This is a genomic window from Vibrio sp. 16, from assembly GCF_963681195.1.
In the GTDB taxonomy this organism is placed as follows: Bacteria; Pseudomonadota; Gammaproteobacteria; order Enterobacterales; family Vibrionaceae; genus Vibrio; species Vibrio sinaloensis_D.
On record NZ_OY808998.1, the window covers coordinates 1,441,740 to 1,463,850 of the forward strand.

At 46.5% G+C, this 22,111-nt stretch carries 17 protein-coding genes; 10 read left to right on the top strand and 7 right to left on the bottom strand.

Translation table 11 applies throughout. The annotated features are described in order from the left end of the window. Positions 1 to 67: 67 nt before the first annotated feature. The 4 genes from helD to U9J37_RS20695 all read left to right on the top strand — a co-directional run bounded on the left by helD (position 68) and on the right by U9J37_RS20695 (position 4,344). Positions 68 to 2,134, top strand: coding sequence for a DNA helicase IV (gene helD / locus U9J37_RS20680; protein WP_005473170.1), 2,067 nt, complete (start codon positions 68 to 70; stop codon positions 2,132 to 2,134). Between the two features lie 27 nt (positions 2,135 to 2,161). Further along, positions 2,162 to 2,482: a divalent-cation tolerance protein CutA gene (gene cutA, locus U9J37_RS20685; RefSeq protein WP_005473225.1), complete on the top strand. Its 321-nt coding sequence runs from the start codon at positions 2,162 to 2,164 to the stop codon at positions 2,480 to 2,482. 209 nt (positions 2,483 to 2,691) lie between these two features. Further along, positions 2,692 to 3,531, top strand: coding sequence for an isopenicillin N synthase family dioxygenase (locus U9J37_RS20690; RefSeq protein ID WP_005473292.1), 840 nt, complete (start codon positions 2,692 to 2,694; stop codon positions 3,529 to 3,531). 195 nt (positions 3,532 to 3,726) lie between these two features. Further along, entirely contained in the window at positions 3,727 to 4,344 is a 618-nt protein-coding gene (locus U9J37_RS20695; RefSeq protein WP_005473173.1) for a DNA-J related domain-containing protein, read from the top strand. A gap of 27 nt (positions 4,345 to 4,371) precedes the next feature. On the opposite strand, the gene U9J37_RS20700 is transcribed toward U9J37_RS20695, so the two are convergent. The 4 genes from U9J37_RS20700 to tesA all read right to left on the bottom strand — a co-directional run bounded on the left by U9J37_RS20700 (position 4,372) and on the right by tesA (position 10,131). Beyond that, complete coding sequence (locus U9J37_RS20700) at positions 4,372 to 6,027, bottom strand: ABC-ATPase domain-containing protein (protein ID WP_005473180.1); 1,656 nt, start codon at positions 6,025 to 6,027, stop codon at positions 4,372 to 4,374. 104 nt (positions 6,028 to 6,131) lie between these two features. Continuing rightward, positions 6,132 to 8,054: a sensor domain-containing phosphodiesterase gene (locus U9J37_RS20705; protein ID WP_005473197.1), complete on the bottom strand. Its 1,923-nt coding sequence runs from the start codon at positions 8,052 to 8,054 to the stop codon at positions 6,132 to 6,134. Between the two features lie 201 nt (positions 8,055 to 8,255). Continuing rightward, positions 8,256 to 9,458 carry an enoyl-ACP reductase FabV gene (gene fabV / locus U9J37_RS20710; protein ID WP_005473204.1) on the bottom strand — a complete coding sequence of 401 codons (1,203 nt, stop codon included), beginning with the start codon at positions 9,456 to 9,458 and terminating at the stop codon, positions 8,256 to 8,258. A 73-nt stretch (positions 9,459 to 9,531) separates the two neighbouring features. Beyond that, positions 9,532 to 10,131 (bottom strand): multifunctional acyl-CoA thioesterase I/protease I/lysophospholipase L1, encoded by a 600-nt coding sequence (gene tesA / locus U9J37_RS20715; protein ID WP_005473191.1) that lies wholly within the window; start codon positions 10,129 to 10,131, stop codon positions 9,532 to 9,534. On the opposite strand from tesA, the gene U9J37_RS20720 reads away from it, so the two are divergent. The 3 genes from U9J37_RS20720 to U9J37_RS20730 all read left to right on the top strand — a co-directional run bounded on the left by U9J37_RS20720 (position 10,130) and on the right by U9J37_RS20730 (position 14,973). Continuing rightward, positions 10,130 to 10,804 (top strand): ABC transporter ATP-binding protein, encoded by a 675-nt coding sequence (locus U9J37_RS20720; protein WP_005473293.1) that lies wholly within the window; start codon positions 10,130 to 10,132, stop codon positions 10,802 to 10,804. The two genes, tesA and U9J37_RS20720, sit on opposite strands and share 2 nt — an antisense overlap. Positions 10,805 to 10,806: 2 nt before the next feature. Next, positions 10,807 to 13,248 (top strand): ABC transporter permease, encoded by a 2,442-nt coding sequence (locus tag U9J37_RS20725; protein WP_322414119.1) that lies wholly within the window; start codon positions 10,807 to 10,809, stop codon positions 13,246 to 13,248. 288 nt (positions 13,249 to 13,536) lie between these two features. After that, positions 13,537 to 14,973: an FAD-dependent oxidoreductase gene (locus tag U9J37_RS20730; protein ID WP_005473258.1), complete on the top strand. Its 1,437-nt coding sequence runs from the start codon at positions 13,537 to 13,539 to the stop codon at positions 14,971 to 14,973. A gap of 46 nt (positions 14,974 to 15,019) precedes the next feature. On the opposite strand, the gene U9J37_RS20735 is transcribed toward U9J37_RS20730, so the two are convergent. Genes U9J37_RS20735 through U9J37_RS20745 form a run of 3 tightly spaced genes read right to left on the bottom strand, consistent with a single transcriptional unit; the run spans position 15,020 to position 17,405 of the window. Then, positions 15,020 to 15,952 carry a 5-oxoprolinase subunit C family protein gene (locus tag U9J37_RS20735; protein WP_005473240.1) on the bottom strand — a complete coding sequence of 311 codons (933 nt, stop codon included), beginning with the start codon at positions 15,950 to 15,952 and terminating at the stop codon, positions 15,020 to 15,022. Next, positions 15,949 to 16,656 carry a 5-oxoprolinase subunit B family protein gene (locus tag U9J37_RS20740; RefSeq protein ID WP_005473298.1) on the bottom strand — a complete coding sequence of 236 codons (708 nt, stop codon included), beginning with the start codon at positions 16,654 to 16,656 and terminating at the stop codon, positions 15,949 to 15,951. The genes U9J37_RS20735 and U9J37_RS20740 overlap by 4 nt, the downstream gene beginning before the upstream one ends. Then, on the bottom strand, positions 16,656 to 17,405 hold the full coding sequence (locus U9J37_RS20745; protein WP_043887095.1) for a 5-oxoprolinase subunit PxpA: 750 nt from the start codon (positions 17,403 to 17,405) through the stop codon (positions 16,656 to 16,658). The genes U9J37_RS20740 and U9J37_RS20745 overlap by 1 nt, the downstream gene beginning before the upstream one ends. A 170-nt stretch (positions 17,406 to 17,575) precedes the next feature. Here U9J37_RS20745 and U9J37_RS20750 point away from each other — a divergent pair, with 170 nt between their 5' ends. The 3 genes from U9J37_RS20750 to U9J37_RS20760 are packed head-to-tail and all read left to right on the top strand — an operon-like array spanning position 17,576 to position 22,096. Then, on the top strand, positions 17,576 to 19,648 hold the full coding sequence (locus U9J37_RS20750; RefSeq protein WP_043887097.1) for a TonB-dependent receptor plug domain-containing protein: 2,073 nt from the start codon (positions 17,576 to 17,578) through the stop codon (positions 19,646 to 19,648). After that, positions 19,638 to 20,129 (top strand): YfiR family protein, encoded by a 492-nt coding sequence (locus tag U9J37_RS20755; protein WP_038136785.1) that lies wholly within the window; start codon positions 19,638 to 19,640, stop codon positions 20,127 to 20,129. Before U9J37_RS20750 ends, U9J37_RS20755 begins: the two co-directional genes overlap by 11 nt. Next, the gene (locus tag U9J37_RS20760; RefSeq protein ID WP_043887099.1) at positions 20,126 to 22,096 is read left to right on the top strand and encodes a sensor domain-containing diguanylate cyclase; all 1,971 of its coding nucleotides are present in this window, start codon (positions 20,126 to 20,128) and stop codon (positions 22,094 to 22,096) included. Before U9J37_RS20755 ends, U9J37_RS20760 begins: the two co-directional genes overlap by 4 nt. Positions 22,097 to 22,111 lie beyond the last annotated feature (15 nt).

Below are 22,111 nucleotides of genomic sequence, written 5' to 3' on the forward strand. Positions count from 1 at the left end.
AGGATCTTTTCAAACTCAATGCGTGTTGAGTTATCATACCCGCCATGAAAAACATGGATACGGCACAATGCAGCTAATTGCAAACAAGACTGCACAGTTTTTGGTTCAAAACGAATATCATCGAGTCACTCTAGAGTCCGACTATCTCGTTCTCGCGTCTGAACGAAGCGAAGAGCGCATTCCTTTCAATGTTTGGAGCGGAAAAATAAAACTCAAGCGAGGCCTCTTCTGGGGTGGTTTGCAGTTTTTCGCTCATCAAGAAGAAGGCGTTGAAAAATCTTGGCTAGTGCAAGGACTCGATTGGGAGCGTTGCCGTGAGTTTGCTCGATTTGCGGTGGCATCTTACCAGCAATGGCATCAAACCCAGTGCCAGCACCTGATTGAGTATTTGCCAAAGTGGGAAGCGAAAGTTCGTAGTTTCGAGCGCCAACCTGCCTTTTTGACCCACTCTGCGGTCAACGCTTGGCTTGCCGAATTAGATAACGACTTCAACAAAATGGAAATGGACTTGGAAGATTCGATGCTGCGTATGCCGGATCGTGTGAATAGATTGCTTCCTTGGATCCTAGAAACCAACCAAACCTTGGCGAAACGCAATGAAGATTGGATGGTTAACGAACTTGAAAATTGGAAAGTGCTGTTTTCCCAGATCGAGTCTTCTCCTCTCAATCATACCCAGCAGCAAGCTGTGCTGCTTAATGACGACAATAATCTAGTGCTCGCAGGGGCAGGATCAGGAAAAACGAGTGTGTTGACGGCTCGCGTTGCGTACTTGCTGCAAAGCCATTTGGCGCAGGCGGAGCAGATTCTAATGCTAGCCTTTGGTCGTGAAGCCGCCAATGAAATGAAGGCGCGGTTAAACGACAAGATTGGTTTAAGTGCAGAACCAATCCGTGTGAATACCTTTCATCAACTGGGCCTTTTTATTCTTAAGCAGGTTGAAGGCAATGGCGTAACCATTTCACCTATGGCGCTTGATGACGGTTTACGTACTGCATGGTGCGTGGATTGGCTGAAGAAACACTGGATGACGCCGACCGCCTTCAAGCGTTGGCAAAAGCACCTCCAGAAATGGCCAATAGCCTATTTAGCTGGGGATGAAGAACTGGGCAGTCATGTCGAAAACCCCAAACTCATAGCTTGGTTGGAAAAACAGCTTTCTCAATTGAGTGCAATGGGGACAACCAAAAAAGAGATCCAGCAGTCGCTTATTGAACATCCTGAATACACTCGCCTTAACAGTGAACTCGCTTTGGTGTGGCCTTGTTACACCGCTTGGCAGGAGATGCTCAAGAGTGAAGGGCATGTAGACTTCAATATCATGATCACCCAAGCGACAAAGTGGGTCGAAAAGGGCAAGTTTGTCTCTCCTTGGAAATACATCATGATCGATGAGTATCAAGATATTTCACCGCAAAGACTGGCGCTGGTTGAAGCTCTATGCAAACAAAGTGAGCATCAAGAGTGCGTGTTGTTTGCCGTTGGCGACGATTGGCAATCTATTTATCAGTTTGCGGGTTCAGATGTCGACCTTACTACCGGATTTAAAGATCGTTTCCCGCACTCGACGATTCACCACCTAAATACGACTTACCGCTTTAACAATCGACTTGGTGAAGTGGCGAACCAGTTTGTGCAGCAAAACCCGTCCCAACTTAACAAAGCGCTCAATAGTCACAAAGAGCAGAAGGCGAAATCGGTGGTGTTGGCACCAAGTGCAAATGTTGAGAAGATCCTTGATGATCTGAATCGCAAAGCCAAAGCGACGCAAACCGTGCTATTACTAGGGCGCAACCATTATCACAAGCCAGAGTTGTTAAGTGATTGGCAAAAGCGTTTTGCCATGTTGTCGATTGATTTCATGACATGTCATGCCAGCAAAGGCAAAGAGGCAGATTTTGTTATCCTCGTCTCAGTGGATGAAGGGCAGTTCCCAGCTCGAGTGAAAACGCTTCATCTTGATGGTGCACTCACTCAATCTATCGATACTTACCCATATGCTGAAGAGCGTCGCTTGTTTTATGTGGCGCTCACCAGAGCGAAGAAAAAGGTATGGGTAACCTATAAAGGGGATGGCTCGAGCTTTGTCAGGGAGTTGGTTGATGGCGATTATCCTGTGATTGTGCAACATTAACGAATAGAACAACAGATAGGCGGAAAAATGAGCGGCCAATACTGCATCGTGCTAACGACAACCAACAATGAAGAGAATCAACAATCCATCATTTCTGGTTTGTTGTCCAAAGGCTTGGCAGCCTGCATTCAAGCAATCCCGATTCAAAGTCACTACATGTGGAAAGGGGAGGTGTGTTGTGATGATGAATCACTGCTCGTCATCAAAACCAAGAAATCGTGTTATGCAGAGCTCGAACAAGTGATCGTCGAGCTTCATGATTATGAAGTCCCGCAGGTGGTTCAAGTGCCATTTGTTGAGGGCTTCAACCCTTATCTAGCGTGGATTGAACAAAATACACGTTGTTAATCATTGAATTAGAATTCTACTGCTATCCAATGGCGATGCGCTGCTGAGCAAAGACGTCGCCACTCCCTCCGATAACAAAATCTGTTGAAAGACCTTTTAACTGCACATTAACTCGTTAAAGTTGCTGTTTCATTTCATCAAAGTTTGATTTACCTATATGTCACACTTAGAATCCTGCTTCCAATATCAATAACTAAAAAAGTAAAGTCATGAAACTGGAAACTGTAGATTACCTTGCAAACGATGCCGCAGAGCAATTTGTTACCTCGCTGCGTGAAACCGGCTTTGGGGTACTGAAGAATCACCCAATTCCCAAAGAGCTTGTCGAGTCTATCTATGACAACTGGTACAAGTTCTTTATGTCTAAAAGAAAGAACGAATTTACCTTCAATGTTGAAACTCAAGATGGTTACTTTCCGCCTTCTGTGTCAGAAGTAGCCAAAGGCCACTCAGTTAAAGACATTAAAGAGTACTTCCATGTTTACCCGTGGGGTCAAATGCCGGAAGAACTTAAAGAGCAGATCATGGAGTACTACCAACGTGCTAATGCGTTTGCTGAAGAACTCTTAGGCTGGGTTGAAGCGCATGCGCCAAAAGAGGTTCAAGAGAAGTTCTCAGTAGCGTTGTCTGAAATGATCAACGGCAGTGATAAAACCCTACTGCGTATTCTCCACTACCCGCCGATGACAGGCGATGAAGAGCCAGGAGCAATCCGCGCAGCGGCTCACGAGGACATTAACTTGCTTACCGTGCTTCCTGCTTCCAATGAGCCGGGTTTACAAGTTCTGGGCAAAGATGGCGAGTGGATTGATGTGCCATGTGATTTTGGTAACTTGATCATTAACATTGGTGACATGCTGCAAGAAGCATCGGGCGGTTACTTCCCATCGACAACACACCGAGTGATTAACCCAACGGGTGAACGTCAAGAGCAATCGCGCATTTCGTTGCCATTGTTCCTTCATCCTAAGCCTGATGTTGTATTATCTGAGCGTTACACGGCGCACAGCTACCTAATGGAGCGCCTGAGAGAGTTGGGTGTAATCTAATCTTCTCATTGCGTGAACGAAAGCCAAGAGTCATGACGACACCGTCATCTCTTGGCTTTTTCGTTTTCCAAGGTCTGTGATGCCTTGGAGTAAACTCTCAATCTGATAGAAAACCCTGCGAATTGATCGATTGCGACTCGACAAATCGGTTGGAGTGGCTTTCAATTAGAGTATCTCCAACAATCAGTGATTCGTATGCCACAGCAATCAGGACTTGCCGCACAATTTCAGCAGTACATGGAAAATCCGCTACTCTGGCCCATTCTTGAAGTATTGAGAAAACAACCGAGCGGCTGGAAAGTTCACACCCTAGCGTCTCATTTAACCGAAATTGAGATCATGCCTTTGCTGGATGCATCTCCAGACAAAGACCTATTTAAGCGCAATTTTCTAATCATGAACGCTCTGTACCAGCTGCAAGAGACGCTCTATCCCGACAACTGGTTACAAGTCCAAGCGATGGACATTATTTTAATGCCCCAAAGCCAAGTGTTTGGCCATGAAGTTGATCATCACGATCCACTGCGAGATTACTATTTGGACTGGCAAAACTACGAAGCCGAGGAAGGGGAGATCAAGCGGCTACTTAACGAGTTCTGGACACGTTATCGCGAGTTTGTTGGCGGTTCGGACGGTAAAGACATGGATAGAGCCAAAGCGCTCAAATTGTTTGAACTGCCTCACGATGCAACCCACACTGAGATTCGTAAAACATGGCGCAAGCTAGCGTTGAAATGGCACCCCGACCGAGACAACGGCGACAGTGACCGATTTCGAATTCTGTGTGAGGCATGGAATGTTCTCAGACATTAAAAAAGCGCCGTTATCGGCGCTTTTTACTTAGCGAGCTGGCTTGAATTGAGCCTTACGCATTCGGTTTAATGCGGCCATCACATCCACCACGCGAGGTTTGGCAAGGTCACCATGATTTGGCATTGAAGCGTGCCAGTTGTCATGAAGCATTTCGCTGAACTCTTTGGCAGGGTTAGCGGACCAACCTGGTAACTGGGCAAGCTGGAACCACAACCAGCCGATGGCATTGATTTCTGCGCTAGATTCAAGCTGTTCTAATGCGGAGAGGTCGGTGAACTCTTTACCGAAACGCAGTGATTCAACACCTTTCGCGGAGACTCTAAACTTGCCGTCGGCCAAAATGCTCTGTAGATTTGCTCGGTTTACCGAACGAGGTCTGTAGGTTACCAATGGTGATTCACACTCGTTGTCACGTTGACTTGGATGCTGAGCAATGACTTGCTGTGCTTTTTCCGTCACGTCTATGGCTTGATAGTCGTGCATTTGGATCACGGTATCAGCAACGTCGAGATAGTCGCCAGATCCCCCCATTACAATGACAGAAGAAATATCGAGTTCGTCACGGAGCTGACCAATGCGGTCAACAAGCGGTGTAATCGGTTCATCACCTTTACTCACCAATGCCTGCATTCTTTCGTCACGAATCATAAAGTTAGTGGCCGATGTATCTTCATCGATCAGCAAACCCGTTGCGCCAGATTCAATAGATTCTTGTAGCCAAGCCGCTTGAGACGTTGATCCAGACGCATCTTGTGTCGAGAAGTTTTCCGTATCTTTACCCATTGGCAAATGGTTAATGTAATTGGCCAAACTTAGGTTGTGGACACAACGACCATCCTCAGCTCGAATCTTCATAGCATTTAGGTTGGTCACGATACGCTCACGGCCGTCACCCGGGATGTGATCGTAAATTGAGCGCTCAATCGCAGTGAGTAGGGTGGATTTACCATGGAAACCGCCACCAACGATCAAGGTGATACCTTTGCGAATACCAAGACCAGTAATAGGGCCTTGGTTTGGCGTTTCGATCGTCACTTCAAGAGATTTCGGGGCTGTGATAGCGACGGCGTCTTTCATTGGTAAGTCACAGTTGCCAGCAATACGTGGCAGAACAGAGCCGTTAGCGACAAAGGCCAATAGATCATGTTCATCCAATTTGCTGCGCAAGAATGCTTGATCTTCTACCACTTCGCAGTGGTGAACGAGCGCTTCAATGTCTAACTCACGCTCAAGTGTCGCGCGTCGAATATACTTAGGCAGGTGGAAGGTTAAAATATTGTCGGCTTTTTTGCCAAGCACGCTTCTCCCTTCTGCGGGTAGGTTGATGCGAAAACGCAGTTCAATACCTTCATCGGTGAAGAGCACGGCAGTGCTGTCTAGCACCACTTGCCCTGACAGCGCAATGCTGACGCTCGACTCTTGCTTGGCTAACTGGGCAAAGCTGCGTGCGATGAAGTCACGTGCTGCGACTTGGTAAGCCGCTGATTTTTCTCGTAGCCATTGGAGGCCAGTCACCGACCAAGGACGTACAGCTCTTACACGTGTAGGGGAGGCGTACGGGTCAGCTTGAACGTAATCAATATAGAAAGTGAAGTCGCTAAAGTCATAGCAGCCTTTAATTTGCTGATACGCGCGATAGTTCTGTTTTTCAATTTTTTTTAGTGCAGCGGTTAACTGATCCATAAGACGTTCACTTGGTAGAGAAATAAAAGGCGCGATTATATACGTGAAGATCGCCTATTGCGAGTAAATTGGGCCTTTCAGGCCTTGCGTCAGTTCAAGACTGCTCAGAGGGATGTCTGAGCAGAGTCATCGATTTGATTGGTCAAATGTTGCTTTAAAAAGCTCGCTTCGAAAAGATCGCAAGGCATCGGTTTTCCATACAGGTAGCCCTGACCAACCTCGCATTCTTCTTCGAGAATAAAGGCTTCGTGAGCTTCGTTTTCAATCCCTTCTACCGTCACCGTCAAATCAAGCTTTTTCGCAATGTTGATAATCGAGCGAACGATTTCTCGGTCTTCGTTGCTCTCATCTAGGTGGTGGACAAAGCTTTTGTCGATTTTTATCGCATCGAACGGAAACTTCTTCAAATAATTGAATGAGGCATAACCAGTACCAAAATCATCAAGTGACAGTGTCACCCCCAATTTACTCAGTGCTGTCAGCGTGTTACGCGCGACGACCTCATCGGCAATAAGACCACTTTCTGTCACTTCTAGCTCAAGATAATGGGCAGGGAGTTTATACGTGTTGAGTAAATCTCTTACCTGATGGACAAACTGAGGGCTTTGCAGTTGTACGGCAGACACATTGACGCCAAGTTTGAACTCTTGCACATGGTCGACCCACTCAGACGCTTTCTGTATTGCGGAGCGAAGAACAAAACTGCCCACTTCGAAAATCAGGCCATTTTGTTCCGCTAAATGAATCAATGTTTCATTGGATATATCGCCGAGAATTGGGTGGCGCCAACGCAGCAGTGCCTCTGCTCCAATCCACTGGTGAGTAAGCGGAGAGACTTTCGGTTGGAAGTACAGCAACAAGTCGTCGTTGCGTACGGCTTGTAACAGATAGCTCTCAAGCTGGTTAATGTTTTTCTGCACATCGGAAATATCTTGCGAATAGAAACTGAACTTGTGCCCAGAATCCTTGCAAGACTGCATCGCTTCAACCGCGAACTTCAATATGCTGGAGGTGCACAAAGTATCTTTGGATGTTGCGATACCGATGTAACTGTGAAGGTGCAGTTTTTCTCCCTCAATATCAAAGTGAGACTGACTCACGTCAATCAACAGGTTACACAATTCTTGAATGTCACCATCGAGGTTTTTTGATTCGAACAGAAAGGCTAAATCGGTAGAGGTTGGTCTTGCCGTCAGTACGTTGAACTTTGTTAAATCTCCCAATCGATGTCTAAATTGGACCAATATATGGTCCCACACCGAATAGCCATATTTTGATTGGATACGGCGACCGTTTGCAAAGCCGATATGCACAACGGCGACATCGGTCGTAACGTTATCGGTAATCGACTTGAGAAGCGTCTCAGTCTCAAACTCTAGTGCTGAACGGTTTAAAAATCCGGTGCCAATGTCATGTCGTTGCTGGTAGCGAATTTTTTGCTCTGCCGCTCGGCGTTTATCAATCTCGACGTTCAGTTCGTAGTTCAAATCAACTAAATCTTGAGTTCTGGTGTGAACTCGAGATTTTAACTCGTCGTTAAGCTGTTTTAGGCGATGGTTTTGATACAGCGTTTTTAAATGCGATTCGACAGAGTCTCGAAACGAGGTAAGCAAATCTTGATAGGTCTGTGTGAAGTTGTTTTCTTTGTTGTCGAGCACACAAATGGTGCCAAAGACATCGCCATTTGGCCAACGCACCGGCAACCCGCAGTAGGCCATAAGACCGTGCACCATATCGGGATTGTTTTTCCAAGCCGGATCATTGTTGGCATTCGGTACATGGAGCATACGCATTTCGTTGACTACGGTCTCACAGTAGAGCCCTTGATTGAGAGACTCTTTATCTCCGGGTTTATATGGGTGAGACGCGTTGTTATTGGCAGTGAATACTTCAATTTCATCGGAGTGAATACGCATCACCAGAGCAGCAGGCACAGAAATGATGTCAGCAAGAAGATTTACAATGGTCTGCCAGCTTTGAAGTATCTCATCAGGAATACTCACATTGGCAGTGTTAATTTTTGTCATACGGTATCCATATTGGAAAAGGCAATAGAGTGTGAGCTATCCGTGCTCTTGTTATAATAATAGTCTTTATTCAGCAAACGTTTTAGGTATGAGTCGTCTACTGTCCTAAAAATAAGAATTAACGATATTACCGCTAAAAAAAGCTCGCTGGAAACAGCGAGCTGGAGGGATTAATGATTTCTCAAAAATGAGACAAGTGAGCTAGTCAGCATCGCTGTTTATCCATGACTCAAGATCGATCTCTTTACCGTAGTCAACGTCACTAAACGAGAAACCGTTGAGTCGCAAAAACTCTTGTTTGAACCCTTGATAGTCACCGAGTTGCTTGAAGTTATCGGCGTTAAGCTGCGATACCAATTGATTCACTTCGCGCTGGGTCTCAACGTCCAGTTCCCAGTCATCCATGCGCAGCAGGCGTTCACAGTCGACAGGAATCTTACCTGTTGAATAGACTTTGTCTCTAAATAGACGCTGCATTTGCTCAATGCATCCCTCATGGGTGCCACGTTCTTTCATGACTTTGTAGAGCGCAAGAATGTACGGCGTTAAACCAGGGATAAACACACTGGCTTTTGTCACGAGCGCCTTACAGACCGTTGCGTATGCGCCGCCATTAAAGTTGGCAAGCTTAAGATTTAGGGAGTGGCTGGTTTGGTGAAGATCAATTTTTGCCCTGCCTAATGTTCCATCTAGGTAAATCGGATGGGTCAGCTCTGGGCCAATGTAGGAGAATGCGAGCGTTTTGCACCCTTCGCCGATGGACTCTGAATTGATTAGCGCATCAACCCAGGCTTCCCAATCTTCGCCGCCCATGACCTTGATCGTTTCGTCAACTTCTTGGTCTGTGGCTGGTGGGAGAGTCGTTTGCTGCCATGTGTCGGTTTCGAGGAGAATACTAGCGCCCGATACCGATTGACCGATTGGTTTGATAGCCGAGCGCCACATTTCGTCGCTGTTTGGTTTTGGACGCACGCCGCTGGCGAGGCTATAGACGATAAGGTCAACCTCGCCTTCGAAATAGGTTTCAACCGCCTCGATGACTTGTTCTTTGATGGAATCAGAGAAGGCATCACCTTGAATGTTGACTGCGATGCGACCTTCCTCTTCGGCGAATTTTTTAAAGGCGATATTATTGTAGAAACCAGCCGAACCGACGCCTTTCGAGGAGGGACCATGTTCGTATGAGACACTGATTGTATCGGCTTTGCTTCCACCGAAGGTGAGGGCGATGCGTGTGGCGAGCCCGAATCCAGAAGAACCACCAATAATGAGAACCCTTTTGGGGCCATTTGTGATCGGCTCAGATTGCTTTACGTATTGAATTTGTTGGAGAACCGCTTGCTCACACCCAACAGGATGCGCAGATTTGGCAACAACGCCTTTAATAACAGGTTCAATTATCATTGTTATGTCCTTTTCCAACGAGGATTGAACCAGATTAACGTAAAGCTAAGTAAATTTTATTGAGCTAGACCAATTAGAGGTGATTAAGTAACTCTTTTGCAACAAACTCTGCAATCCAAGGTTGCGCTTCTGGTTGCGGATGCAGGCCATCTTGCATCATCCACTCCGGCTTGATGATTACGCCTTCTAAGAAAAAGGGCAAAAGAGGCACTTGAGTTTTGGCTGCCGTTTTTGGGTAGAGTTCGGCAAACGCCTCTGTATAACGTTTGCCATAATTAGGTAACACGCGGATTTGCATAAGCAGCGGCTTAGCATCAGCGTCACGGACCATACTGATTAGGGTCTCTAAGTTGTTTTGGATAAGGTTAGGCGGAAAGCCGCGCAAACCATCGTTAGCCCCAAGCTCTATCAATACGTAGTTGGGTTGATGTTGTGACAGCAGTTGAGGCAAGCGTGCGATACCGTTGCCGGTGGTATCTCCAGAGATACTGCCGTTGATGACGTCGACATTTTGACCTTTAGCGAGTAACACATCTGGTAATAAAGAAGGCCATGCTTTTTCAATTGGCATTTGATAGCCTGCACTCAGGCTATCTCCTAAGATCAACAATTTGCTCGCGTTGGCTGAGTACGAAAACAGAAGAATAAAAGCAAGGGAAAGTAAACGAAACATGCAAACATCCGTAATTAAAGCAAATTCAATAACCAAAACAGTCTCTACTAATCAAGAGCAATTAACAATCCTTGAAGAGATAAATCTTGATATCAAAGAGGGTGAGAGTGTTGCGATTGTCGGTAGCTCCGGCGCAGGGAAATCGACGCTAATGACCTTGATGGCGGGCTTAGATACGCCAACCTCTGGTACTTTGGAGTTAATGGGGCAAGAGCTCTCTGCCTTGGACGATGAAGCTCGCGCGGCAATTCGAAGTGAATCGGTCGGTTTTGTGTTTCAAAGCTTCTTGTTGATTCCGAGTTTGAGTGCGCTTGAGAACGTGACTCTGCCGTGTCTTCTGAAAGGTGAAGCGGAAAACGTGGATCGAGCTAAGTCATTGCTTGAATCGGTTGGTTTGGCTCACCGTATGGACCATTCACCAGCACAGCTATCCGGCGGCGAGCAGCAGCGTGTTGCCTTAGCAAGAGCCTTCATGATTGAGCCCAAGGTGCTGTTTGCGGATGAACCTACAGGTAACCTGGACCAGCAAACCGCAGAAAAGGTGATAGAGCTGCTTTTCGAGCTTAACGAGCAACATGGCACTACACTGGTTCTTGTTACCCATGATATGGCACTCGCCCAGCGTTGCCAGCGTCGAATGAGAATACACGCTGGACGTATTGAGGAGGCATAATCATGTCAGAGGTCAGCTCACCACAACTCAATCGCCGCCTGTTAAGTTGGAGTTTGAGTGAAATCAGACATGGGCAACTGTGGCCCGTTTCAATCGCGCTAACGCTTATCATCGCGTGTATATTTGCCCTTACCGCACTTGCCGAGCGCATGGAGCAAGTGGTTGTAAAACAAGGGAAAGAGGCGTTAACTGCCGATACCGTTTATTCTTCCTCAAATCCCATTCCTCAACCGCTTTTAGAAGCGGTAAACCAGCAGCAACTGACGATTTCATCACAGACTCGTTTTGCGACAATGGCATTTAGCGATCGCGGCATGAAGTTGATTACCGTGAAGTCCGTTGACAGCGCATTTCCGTTACGTGGTGAGATGGTGCTGTCAGACGACAAATCAACGTTCAATCACGTTCAACCCGGCGAGCTTTGGCTTGATGGGCGATTATTTGCACAACTGGATGTTTCTATTGGTGACGCTGTCACGGTGGGCGATGCGGATTTTGTCGTTTCCGGGCGAGTGGTTGAAGAGCCGGGTTTGAGTTTTAACCCTTTCCAACAAATGCCAACCGCGTTTATCCACAATACGGATTTGGAAAGAACGGGCGCCGTTCAATTGGGCAGCCGAGTTCGCTTTAACCTCTTCATTAATGGCGACCAAAGCCAAATAGAGACCGTCAAGTCGTCAATTGAACTGACACCAAGCGACCGTTGGCGCGATCAAAACAGTGCCAGCCGAACTAATGAGGTCTTTCAACGCACTGAACAGTACTTATCGTTGACTGTGGCGATTGTTGTCATCATGGCGGCGACGACTTTAGTGCTTACCTGTCAGCACTATGTCTCAACCCGTAAAAAGACAATAGCTATGCTCAAAAGTTTGGGCGCAAGCAGAGGGTGGATTGGGCGTTGGTTGTGGAGCCAAGTGGCGATTCTATTGATTAGCGCTTCGATACTTGGGTTAGCGATCGGCGTTGGACTAGAAATACTCCTGAGAGTGCCACTAGTTGATTTATTGCCCAATCCATTGCCGAGCTATGGCCTTAAACCCGCGCTTGTGGCGGTGTCTACCAGCGTACTGATTGCAGTGCCTGCGTTGGGCATTCCACTGCTTGGTTTACTTCAAGTGAGCGCTGCCAATGTGATGCAGTCAGATGTGGCTTACAATCGCAGTCGACATTACTACTGGTTAATCGCTGTGCCATTGTTGCCGATGCTGTTTGTCTACTACCAGAACACGTTAGTCTGGATAATCTTAGCCGGTATCGTTGCGCTGTTCCTCGTGTTAGCGCTGCTCAGCATTGGCTTGACTAAGCTGCTGAGTAAAATGCCATTGCCGACATCGGTACGTCTCGCGTTGAGCCGAATTAATCGTTCTGCCATGTCGACAGGGATTCAGTTTGGTGCGTTGGCGCTATCTTTGATGTTGTTAGCAGTCATGTGGTTGGTAAGAACAGACCTATTGACTGATTGGCAGCGTACATTACCTGCTGATGCGCCAAATGCGTTTGCCCTCAATATAGCTCCGTATGAAAAGGACGCGTATCTGGAGGTGCTCGATAGCAATCAGATTGACCGATCTGACGACTACCCGATTATTCGCGGTCGTTTATCAACAATCAATGGTGAAGATGCAAAAGAGTATGCGCAAGGGGGCGAAGGTACCGATGCGTTAAGGCGAGAGATCAATTTCACGTTTGATGATGGTATTCCAGAGCACAACGACGTGCTCGAAGGGGAGTGGACCGACGCGAATGGCGTCTCGGTTGAAGCCGATGTTGCTCAGGATCTCGGCTTAGAAATCGGCGATGAGCTTGGCTTCGTTATCAACAGTCAAACAGTCACAGCTAAAGTAAACTCGATTCGTCATGTCGAATGGCGAGACATGAAACCGAACTTTTATTTCATATTCTCACCTGATGTCCTGCAGTCTATTCCCGCGACCTATTTGGTCAGTTTTAGACTTGAAGACAGACATAATGATCTGATCAACCAGTTATCTCGTAATCATCCAACGGTAAGCCTAATGGATATCAGGAGTATGGGAGCCAAGATCCAAGGTCTGCTGGAGCAAATCGTGTGGTCGATTACCGTCTTAGCGGCACTAGGAGTGGTTTCAGGCGTGATGTTGATCTTCACCTTGTTACGTTTGAGCTTAGGGCAGCGGCAGAGCGAAATTCAGCTTTATCGAACTCTAGGAGCGAGTAAAAAACGTGTCGTTCGTACCATATGGGCGGAATACGGAATTATGTCCTTGGTCGCTGGATTTATCGCTGCCATCGGAGCAGAACTGGTTGTTGGCGCTCTGATGAAGTTTGGTTTTGAACTTGAGCCAAACCTGCATTTGGTGCTTTGGGCTGCGCTCCCTGTGGTGACTTTCTTTACTTTAGCATTAGTTGTTAACAGTATGATAAAACGTCTACTAACCCCTATAAATAAAGCGTTTAGCTAACTTAGGCTTGGCTGACTTTTCCACTTATCCACAAAATCAGTGGATAAAGTTTGGGATAAGTCAGCCTGTAGATAACTTCAAAATTGTCGTAGCCCTTGTAGGGGTAAAGCGTGGCGAAGTTTTGTTATTCACACAATCGATAATTGAGAAATTCACAGATATTGAGTCAAGCATTTTTTTCATTTTTTTGTCGTTAAAATGTCATTAATTTTCCTTGCAAAAATTGTGTTTTTCTTCTTGTCCCGTAAACAGTAAAATGCACTCAGAATGAATGGATTAACCATACGAATGCAGTCAAAACAACTTCAAACCAGTGCATCTTCCGTCGCAGTTATTGGTGGTGGTATTGCGGGCGCAACCGCTGCCTTACACTTATCTGAGCTAGGAATCAAAGTCACTCTTATCGAAAAGAAACCAGGGCTGGTTTATGGTCCTCCAATTTGTCATCTACACGCAGGTGGAAACCTCTATCGAGAAATATCGAGGCAGCAGTGCCTAGAGCTTCTCAAGCAATCGGTGGACACAGCACGCTTGTATCCACATACCATCAACAATCGCCCAACTATTATCGCCGTCCCTTATGCCGATGGCGGAACGCCTGAAGAGCTTTACGAGCGTTTGTTGTTCATCCAAAAAGCCTACCAAGAGTTGGTAAATGAAGATGAGCGAAACAAAGTACTGGGTGAACCGGAAGACTACTACCGTTTCTACGGACGTGAAGAGCTTGAGACGCTAGCAAACCGGACTCAGCCAAGTGAACCTTCCAGCTTCGACGATTGGATGATTCCATTTGCTAAAGACGCCGATCTCGATTCGCTACGTTTTCCTGTGGTCATGGTCCAAGAGCCGGGGTGGAGCGTTTTTCGTATTGCTGCATCTGCAACGTTGGCGTTGGAGCAAAGCGAAAACTGTCACTTAATGCTCGACACTTATGTCACTGACCTTACCCATGATGAAGGGTGGACAGTGCACTGTACCGATGGCTCTGGGCGAAGTGTTCAAGTCAAAGCTGACTATTTGGTGAATGCGTGTGGTTACGAGACCGGACACATTGATGATTTAGCAGATAAACCGAGAAACCGCTTGGTGGAGTTTAAAGCCGCATACGTGACGAAATGGAGCCAGAGTGATGAATTGTGGCCGGAGGTGATCTTCCATGGTCCACGCGGTACACCTAATGGCATGGCGCAGCTAACCCCATACCCAAATGGTGTGTTTCAACTTCATGGCATGACCAAAGACATTACCTTGTTTGAAGATGGTTTGGTCTCATCTGATGCCCAATCCTCGCAGCCACAACTGCCAATGCGTCTACGTAAAAAGATCATCGAAGGTTGGAATGAAGACGTTGTTATTGAGCGCTCTCGACGAGCGATTAACCATATGGCGCGGTTTGTTCCAAAATACCAATCAGCGGTTGAGTTCGGAACGCCTTTGTTCGGCGCTCAGCAAATCCCTGGTAATGACGAGACGTTACGCGCCGCAGATGTGACTTTTGCTGGCAACGATTACGCGCGTTTAGAGGTTGTGAAAGGCTCATCGGCACTCGAGGCTGTGACTAAACTGGTTGAGCATTGGCATCTATACGACTACCGCGATCAATCGATTGAGGAGCTGCATCCTATTAGCATGTCATTAGCTTATGAACAGGTTGAAGAGCGAGCGAAATATTTAGCCTCAAGTCGAGACTATCCTGAAGAGTTAGCAGAGTATTATGGACAATAAAAAAATGGGCGTGTGACGCCCATTTTTTATGAAAACTGCCACCATTTTAGTACCCAAAATACCTTGCCCATTGGCTCCATACATCTTGTAACCCAAGTAAGTCGCCTCTCACAAAACGTACTTTTTGACCCGGTTTAGCTTGCGCTAGACGCGGCAGGTCAATGCGCGCAACACAGCCGAGTTTTGGGTAGCCACCAATGGTTTGTCGATCGTTCATCAATATGATGGGCTCTCCATTGGGTGGAACTTGAATCGCTCCGAGCGCGATGCCTTCGCTTAGGTACTCTTTATTCGGAGGTTGGATGCGTCCGCTGGTCAGTCTGTAGCCCATCCGATCGATCAATTGGCTTACTTCAAACTCCTGTTGGAAAAACAGCTCGACTTGCTCACTAGAAAACTCACTGACTTGATAGCCTTCGATGACGCGAAGTTCAAGCCTTCTGTCGTAATCAGGTTTATAGCGAAATGTCATTTGGATCGGTTTGGTTGACACTAAGTGAGGCACGATACCCAGCACATCGCCTGCTTTGAGAGGCGCTCCATTGATTAGTCCGCCAAGTTTGTCACGATGAACACTCGCGCAGCTGCCAAGTTGCGTGTCGACAACGAAACCGTTTTTAACCGCAAGATAACTGCGTAACCCATTTTTAGGCAGTCCAAATGTTAGGCGTTGTCCGGGCTTAGCATCGAACGTCGACCAGTTGGTTAGGGGGATTCCGTCCAATTGGGCGTTCAAGTCACCGCCAGCAATCGCCATCTCACAGCGGTGGTTAATTTCAAACTCGGCTTGGCCTAAGGTTATTTCCAATGTTGCCGCGTTTACAGTGTTACCAAGAAGATGATTAGCCCAACTATACGCGTAATCATCAAGTGGTCCACCTTGAGCAATACCAAAATGCGCAAGACCAAATCGGCCAAAATCTTGAATCAGTGTTTGCTGTCCGGGCTTTATTACCGTGATGGATTCTTGTACGTTCATGTCCACTCCTGTTGCACTTTGCCACCTAAGCTAAAAAACTCTTCACGGCTAATGGGTTTGAATCGAACGCTATTGCCAATCGAAATCGGAAGAATCGACGCACTTTGTGGATCATACAAGTCAATTGGACAATTGCCGATAATGTTCCAGCCACCTGGACTTTGGGTTGGATAGATAGCGGTTTGATTATTGGCAATGGCTACGCTGCCTTTTGGCACATTGACCCTCGGTTGTTCCCGCCTCGGCCTTTGTAGTTTTGGATCAACCGTGGTTAGGAATGCGAAACCTGCGGTAAAACCAATAGCACCAACGCTGTACTCGACAGATGAATGTAGTGAGATGATCTCTTCTAAGCTAAGTCCACTACTTAAGTAGGCGTTAAGGTCGGGGGCGACTTCGGGGTGATAGTAGACCGGAAGTTCAATGATTTTAGGTGAGGGTTTTTCAGGTAAATGGAGGAGAGATTCGGTGACAATTTTTTCTAAATAGGGGATAAACTCAAAGATCGAAATTCGGTGCGGCAGGTAATCAATTAATATGGTGTTAAACGAGGGGGTTACGTTCATTACCCACGCCCCCAGTTGGTTGCGTAAATACAGGCTGATCTCGCCAATGACCCAAGAGAGCTCAGGGCTTGGCTCGGCCTCAAATTTGACCAAAACAGAGCATTCAGCCACAGGGTCGACGGATGTTTCTATTTTCACTATCCTTCCTCCGAATCTATCACTTTACGTATTTTTTCAATCATTAGCACCGCGTCTAGATTGTCCCCGTGGACACAAATGGTATCCGCATCAATCGATAACGTGTAACCGTCCAGCGTTCTTACTTTTCCGTATCGGACTATCTGCGTCACTTGGTCTAAGATCGCTTGCTCATCGTGTATAACGGCGCCAGCCATAGAGCGAGGTGCTAAATGCCCGTTGGATAAATACCGTCGGTCGGCAAACGTTTCGAACAAAAGAGGGACATCATAATCGTCAGCAATGTCGAGTCGGTCTTGATTATCTTGGGTGGCTAACGTCATTAAGGGCACGTTAAAGCAAGAGACAGCATCTACAACCGCTTCAAATACACTGGTATTTTTTAGCATATCGTTGTAAAGCGCACCGTGAGGTTTGACATAGTGAAGGGTGGTATTTTCACTTTCACAGATCGCTTTTAGCGCACCGACTTGATAGATCACCATATTGGAAATCTCGTTTTTCGAGAGCGTCATGCTTCTGCGGCCAAACCCTTGTATGTCTGGGTAGCTAGGGTGCGCACCGATTGCAACATTGTGATTAATGGCCAGTTTCACCGTTGAACTCATGATCATCGGATCGGATGCGTGAAACCCACAGGCAATGCTTGCTTGATCAATATGGGGCATGGCGAGCTCATCACACCCCATTGTCCACTGACCATAGCTTTCACCCATGTCGCAATTTAATTTAATGTTCGTTTTGTTCATTGCAAATAAGCTCTCCGAAATTGCCCCTACCACCTTGTTTCAATTCTATACTTGAAACAGTGATCAGTTTCATTATTTGATCAACAACTTAGCAAAAACATAGGCTTCTAAATATGAATCTTTACTGATAAGTGGAATAATATAGACTGCTAATATAGCAAGGAACCTAGATGTACAAGCGCTCAATTCTTTTTACTTCTCTCTCTCTCGCAGGATGCGCCGTATTCGCAGATGACAATTTGGACGAACTTATGTCAATGAGTTTAGAAGAGTTGTCGATGTTGGATGTTGCCGTGGAAACTGCCTCTAAATTCTCACAGAAAGTGTCAGATGTCCCCGCGTCTGTCTACGTGTTATCAAGCGAACGAATTCAACGTAGTGGTGCGACCAATATCCAAGAAGCTCTTGCTCTAGTTCCCGGTATGTACGTCACTAAATGGAACGAAAACACCTATCACGTTTCATCACGGGGTTTTCATGATGGCTTGTACAACAAAATGCTGGTCATGGTGGATGGGCGAAGTGTCTATAGCCCAGTCTATGGCGGCGTTTATTGGAGCGCCCTCGATTATATTTTGGCAGACATCGAGCGTATCGAAGTGATCAGAGGGGCCAGTGGAGCGATCTGGGGCGGCAATGCGGCGAATGGCGTTGTTAACATCATCACCAAATCTGCTCAAGATACTCAAGGCACCTACATGACCGGCACAGCGGGTCGGTACAATGCTTATGATTATTCGCTCCGTCATGGCTTGAAATTGGATGAAGATTTGTACGCGCGCGCGTTTTATAAGTCCAAAAGCAACCCAAGCTATTTGAATAATTCAGCGTCTAAGTGGAAAACGGACACGGCGGGGATAGAAGTGAGTCGGAAACTGACCGATTCCTCTTGGCAATTTAGAGTGGGCGGCACCAAACTGGCGCATGATGCCGAGGTTTGGACTGTCGCCTACGATAGAAATGATCCGTACAACCAGCCCGTTACCATTACGTTTGATAACGAGCGTATTCAAGTGGATAGCGCCTATGTTCAGCTCAATCATCAAAAGCAGTTAGATTCATCGAGCTTGATTAATACCAGCTTTTGGGTTGATCACGTGAAAGATGAATCCCCCGATGCGCCCGGTGAATACACGACTGTGGATCTCGAATCTAACTACTCGACAGCTTTGAGCGCCAAACATGATCTTATCGCAGGAATCGGCTTACGTTATGTTGGCTTAAGGTTTACGGAAAGCTGGCAAGATGCCGATTTATTCACGCTCACAGGTTACTCTCGTAGTTACGACATCGATAAAGCCAATGACTACATTGCGAACGTTTTCGCCCAGTCCACTTACCAAATATCTGACCAGTTGAGTAGTGTTCTTGGTGTAAAAGGCGAATACTTTGAGCAGAACAAAACCTTTGAGCTGTCACCACAGCTTAGGTTGCTTTACACACCTAGCGATGCGCACCGTTTTTGGACTGGCATCGGCAGAGCGGTTGTCACGCCGTCTTATATGGACTCAAACTCCATTTATCAACAATCCTACATTGAATGGTACGGCGGCACTCCGTATGGCTCCACTTACCTGACATTGCCAAATGAAAAGTTAAAAAATGAGTCAGTGTGGACGGGTGAGCTAGGGTATCGCTATATGCCGTCCGAACGTGTTGAGTTGGACGGCATGGTTTTTTACAGCCGCTACGACAACATTCGCGGTAATGACTGCTTTGATTCTCTGGTCTATCAAGGATACGAGCATCTTTGGTTTTGCTTTGTCTCAGATGATTATCAAGCGACAACCTCGGGTATAGAGCTCGCTGCGCATTATCAGGCGGCGGACAATTTGAGCTTCTATGCCACCTACAGCTATCTGCGTGTTGACGCCGATTGGGACAAAGGTACCTATTCGAACGGCGGCAATGAAAGTTCGCTGTCACTACCTAGCCAACATCTTGCCACCTTGCAAACCTTGTGGTCGATTAACAAGAATTGGCAATGGGATTTCGCCCTGAAATATAACAATACCCGTTACACTGACGAAATGAGGACTGATTACGACATACCCGGCCGTGTAACGCTGGATGATGTCAAGCCTCATGTGACCTTGGATACCCGTTTGGGCTGGCGTAAAAACGACAGCGCTCCGCTTGTCGAGCTGGTGGTGCAAAAGATGTTTGCCAACGAAATCTACGATTCTTGGAGCCTCTATCCAAATGAGCAACTGGCTTATGTGAGGCTATCCCATGAATTTTAGACGTTGGGTGACCACTGCCTGCCTCGCTGCCGCCTTTGTTTCTCCTCTGGCAAACGCCAAATTTACCCCAGAGCAGGTTAAAGCTGTATACATCTATCGTATTGCCAGCTTTGTGTTTTGGGGCGCGGACGAGCAGATGAACGAAATCAGTATTTGCGCTCCTGATGATGAGGAAGTGCGTGACATACTGACGGATATAACGAAAGATAAGTTGATTCGAAATAAACCGCTGCATATTTCTAACTCGGGGTGTGACGTTTTATACATCACCAAAAAAGAAAGCTTAGACCTGATTAAACTGAACCCTAACCGCACGATTTCAATCAGCGATATTCAAAGTTTTACTGAGCTAGGAGGGGTGGTTGAACTTAGTACGCTAGGTGGACGAATTAAGCCAAGAGTGAATTTAGAAAACGTCGGCGAGTACACGCTGTCGGCTAACTTTTTAAGGGTCGCTGAAATTGTTGGAGGTAAGCAATGAAACTTCTCCACAATATGTCGCTGAAAACCAAGCTTATTCTGCCGATCGTGATCTTCACTGGCCTTATTTTCTTCTCTTCACAAGGGTATGCGCTTTACAGTGCTTTTGAAACTCAAAAGGATAATTTGATTGATCGCGTTAGCGTACTTGCAAAAGGGGTGGCGTATAACCTTCAAGCGGCAATTTTGTTCAACGATAGCTACAGCGCCAATCAAGTTCTAGACGCGTTTTCCGCTGACGAAGAGATTGTCAGGGTTAAACTGTATACCGCAAACGGACAGTTGTTTGCCATGTACGAGCGTGAAGGAAGCGCGGCTCCTGTTCCCAATGAAAAAGAGCGTACTCAAATTCGTGAACAGAAGTTTGCTATCGGTGACGAGTACATCTTCATTTTGATTCCCGTTGATATGGAAGGGGAAACCATTGCTCAATTACGAATTATTGTCTCTAAAGCGTCTTTCCAATCCTTATATAACTCCGCATTAAGTAACGGATTCGTATTCTTAGTGTTTCTGATCTGCTCGGGGATCGTCCTTTATATGACGGTCGATAAGTTCATTGTGGGGCCGGTTTATAACTTGAATTTAGCGATGAATGCGTTTATCAACCGCAAGCAGCGAGACTTCAATGTTGCGCCAGCCGCCAATGATGAAATTGGTGATTTGGTTCGAGCGTTCAACACCATGCTCGATAGACTTAGCCAACGTGAACAACAAGTTGCCTACACTTTAGATAAGCTAGAAGAAGAGAAATCATTTGCTAATGAAGTTGTTGAGACGGTCAAACATGCGTTAGTGGTTGTCAACAATAAAGGCGAAATCGTGCATTTTAATGGCGCAACGTGCAGTGTATTTCGATGCACGAGCGCTTTTCTAAAGGGCGCAAACCTAGAAGATCTGGTTGAAAGTGAAGAGGCAAACGTCGTACGAAAGGCCATTTATCGCGGGCTAGAATTTACCGACCGGAAAATCTGGATTCGAGATGTGTTTAAGCAGTATCAATTGCTACAAATCAGCTGTACTAAGCTGACAAAAGCGGGGCAGATACTGTTCGCCATTCAAGATATTACCGAAGTGGACGCAGCGCTCAGTCGCCAACGTTTAGCGGCGGGTGTGTTTGAGAACAGCCAAGATGGTTTGATGGTCACGGATCAAGATGACGTTATCACCATGGTCAACCCATCGGTGACCCGACTACTGGGTTACACTCAAGAAGCGCTGTTGGGTAAGAAGCCTGAAGAAACGTTGGAATGGCAACAGTTCCGTTCGCTTATGCCAACGATTAAAGAATCCGTGATGCAGTATGGTCAATGGCAGGGTGAAATCTGGGAAAAACATTTATTTGGTCATAATGTACCAATGTTCGTTAAGGTCTCTTGTATCTACAACAGCGAGGACGAATCGCGTTGTGATTATGTGTACATCTTGTCCGATCTTTCCAGCGTAAAAGAAATGGAACGCTTAGAATATCTTGCTCACCACGACTCTCTGACAGGGCTAGCAAACCGCGCTCATTTGTATCGTGTCTTAGATGATTCTTTGAAAGATGAACGTGAGGCCAAAAATGGCTTAGCACTACTTTATCTCGATCTTGATGGTTTTAAACAAGTGAATGACACTTATGGCCACGACGCGGGTGATGAGGTGTTAAAGCAGGTGGCTGAACGATTACTGTCTCAAGTGAGAAGTCAGGACTTAGTCGCCCGTTTATCTGGTGATGAGTTCGTGGTACTCCTGACGTCAACCGACCGCAGCAGTATCACTGTTTTGGCGCAGCGCCTCATTTCGCTTATTAAGCAGGATATTGTCTATCGTGGGCGAGTGCTCAACGTAGGGGTAAGTATCGGTGTTCACTATATTGAGCAGCGCGATATCCCGATGGATCAGTTAATTAGAGCGGCGGATACCGCCATGTATCAGGCGAAAAGTTTGGGCAAAGGACAATTTGTATTGAGCGAAACCGAATGAAATTAAGTCTCAAGT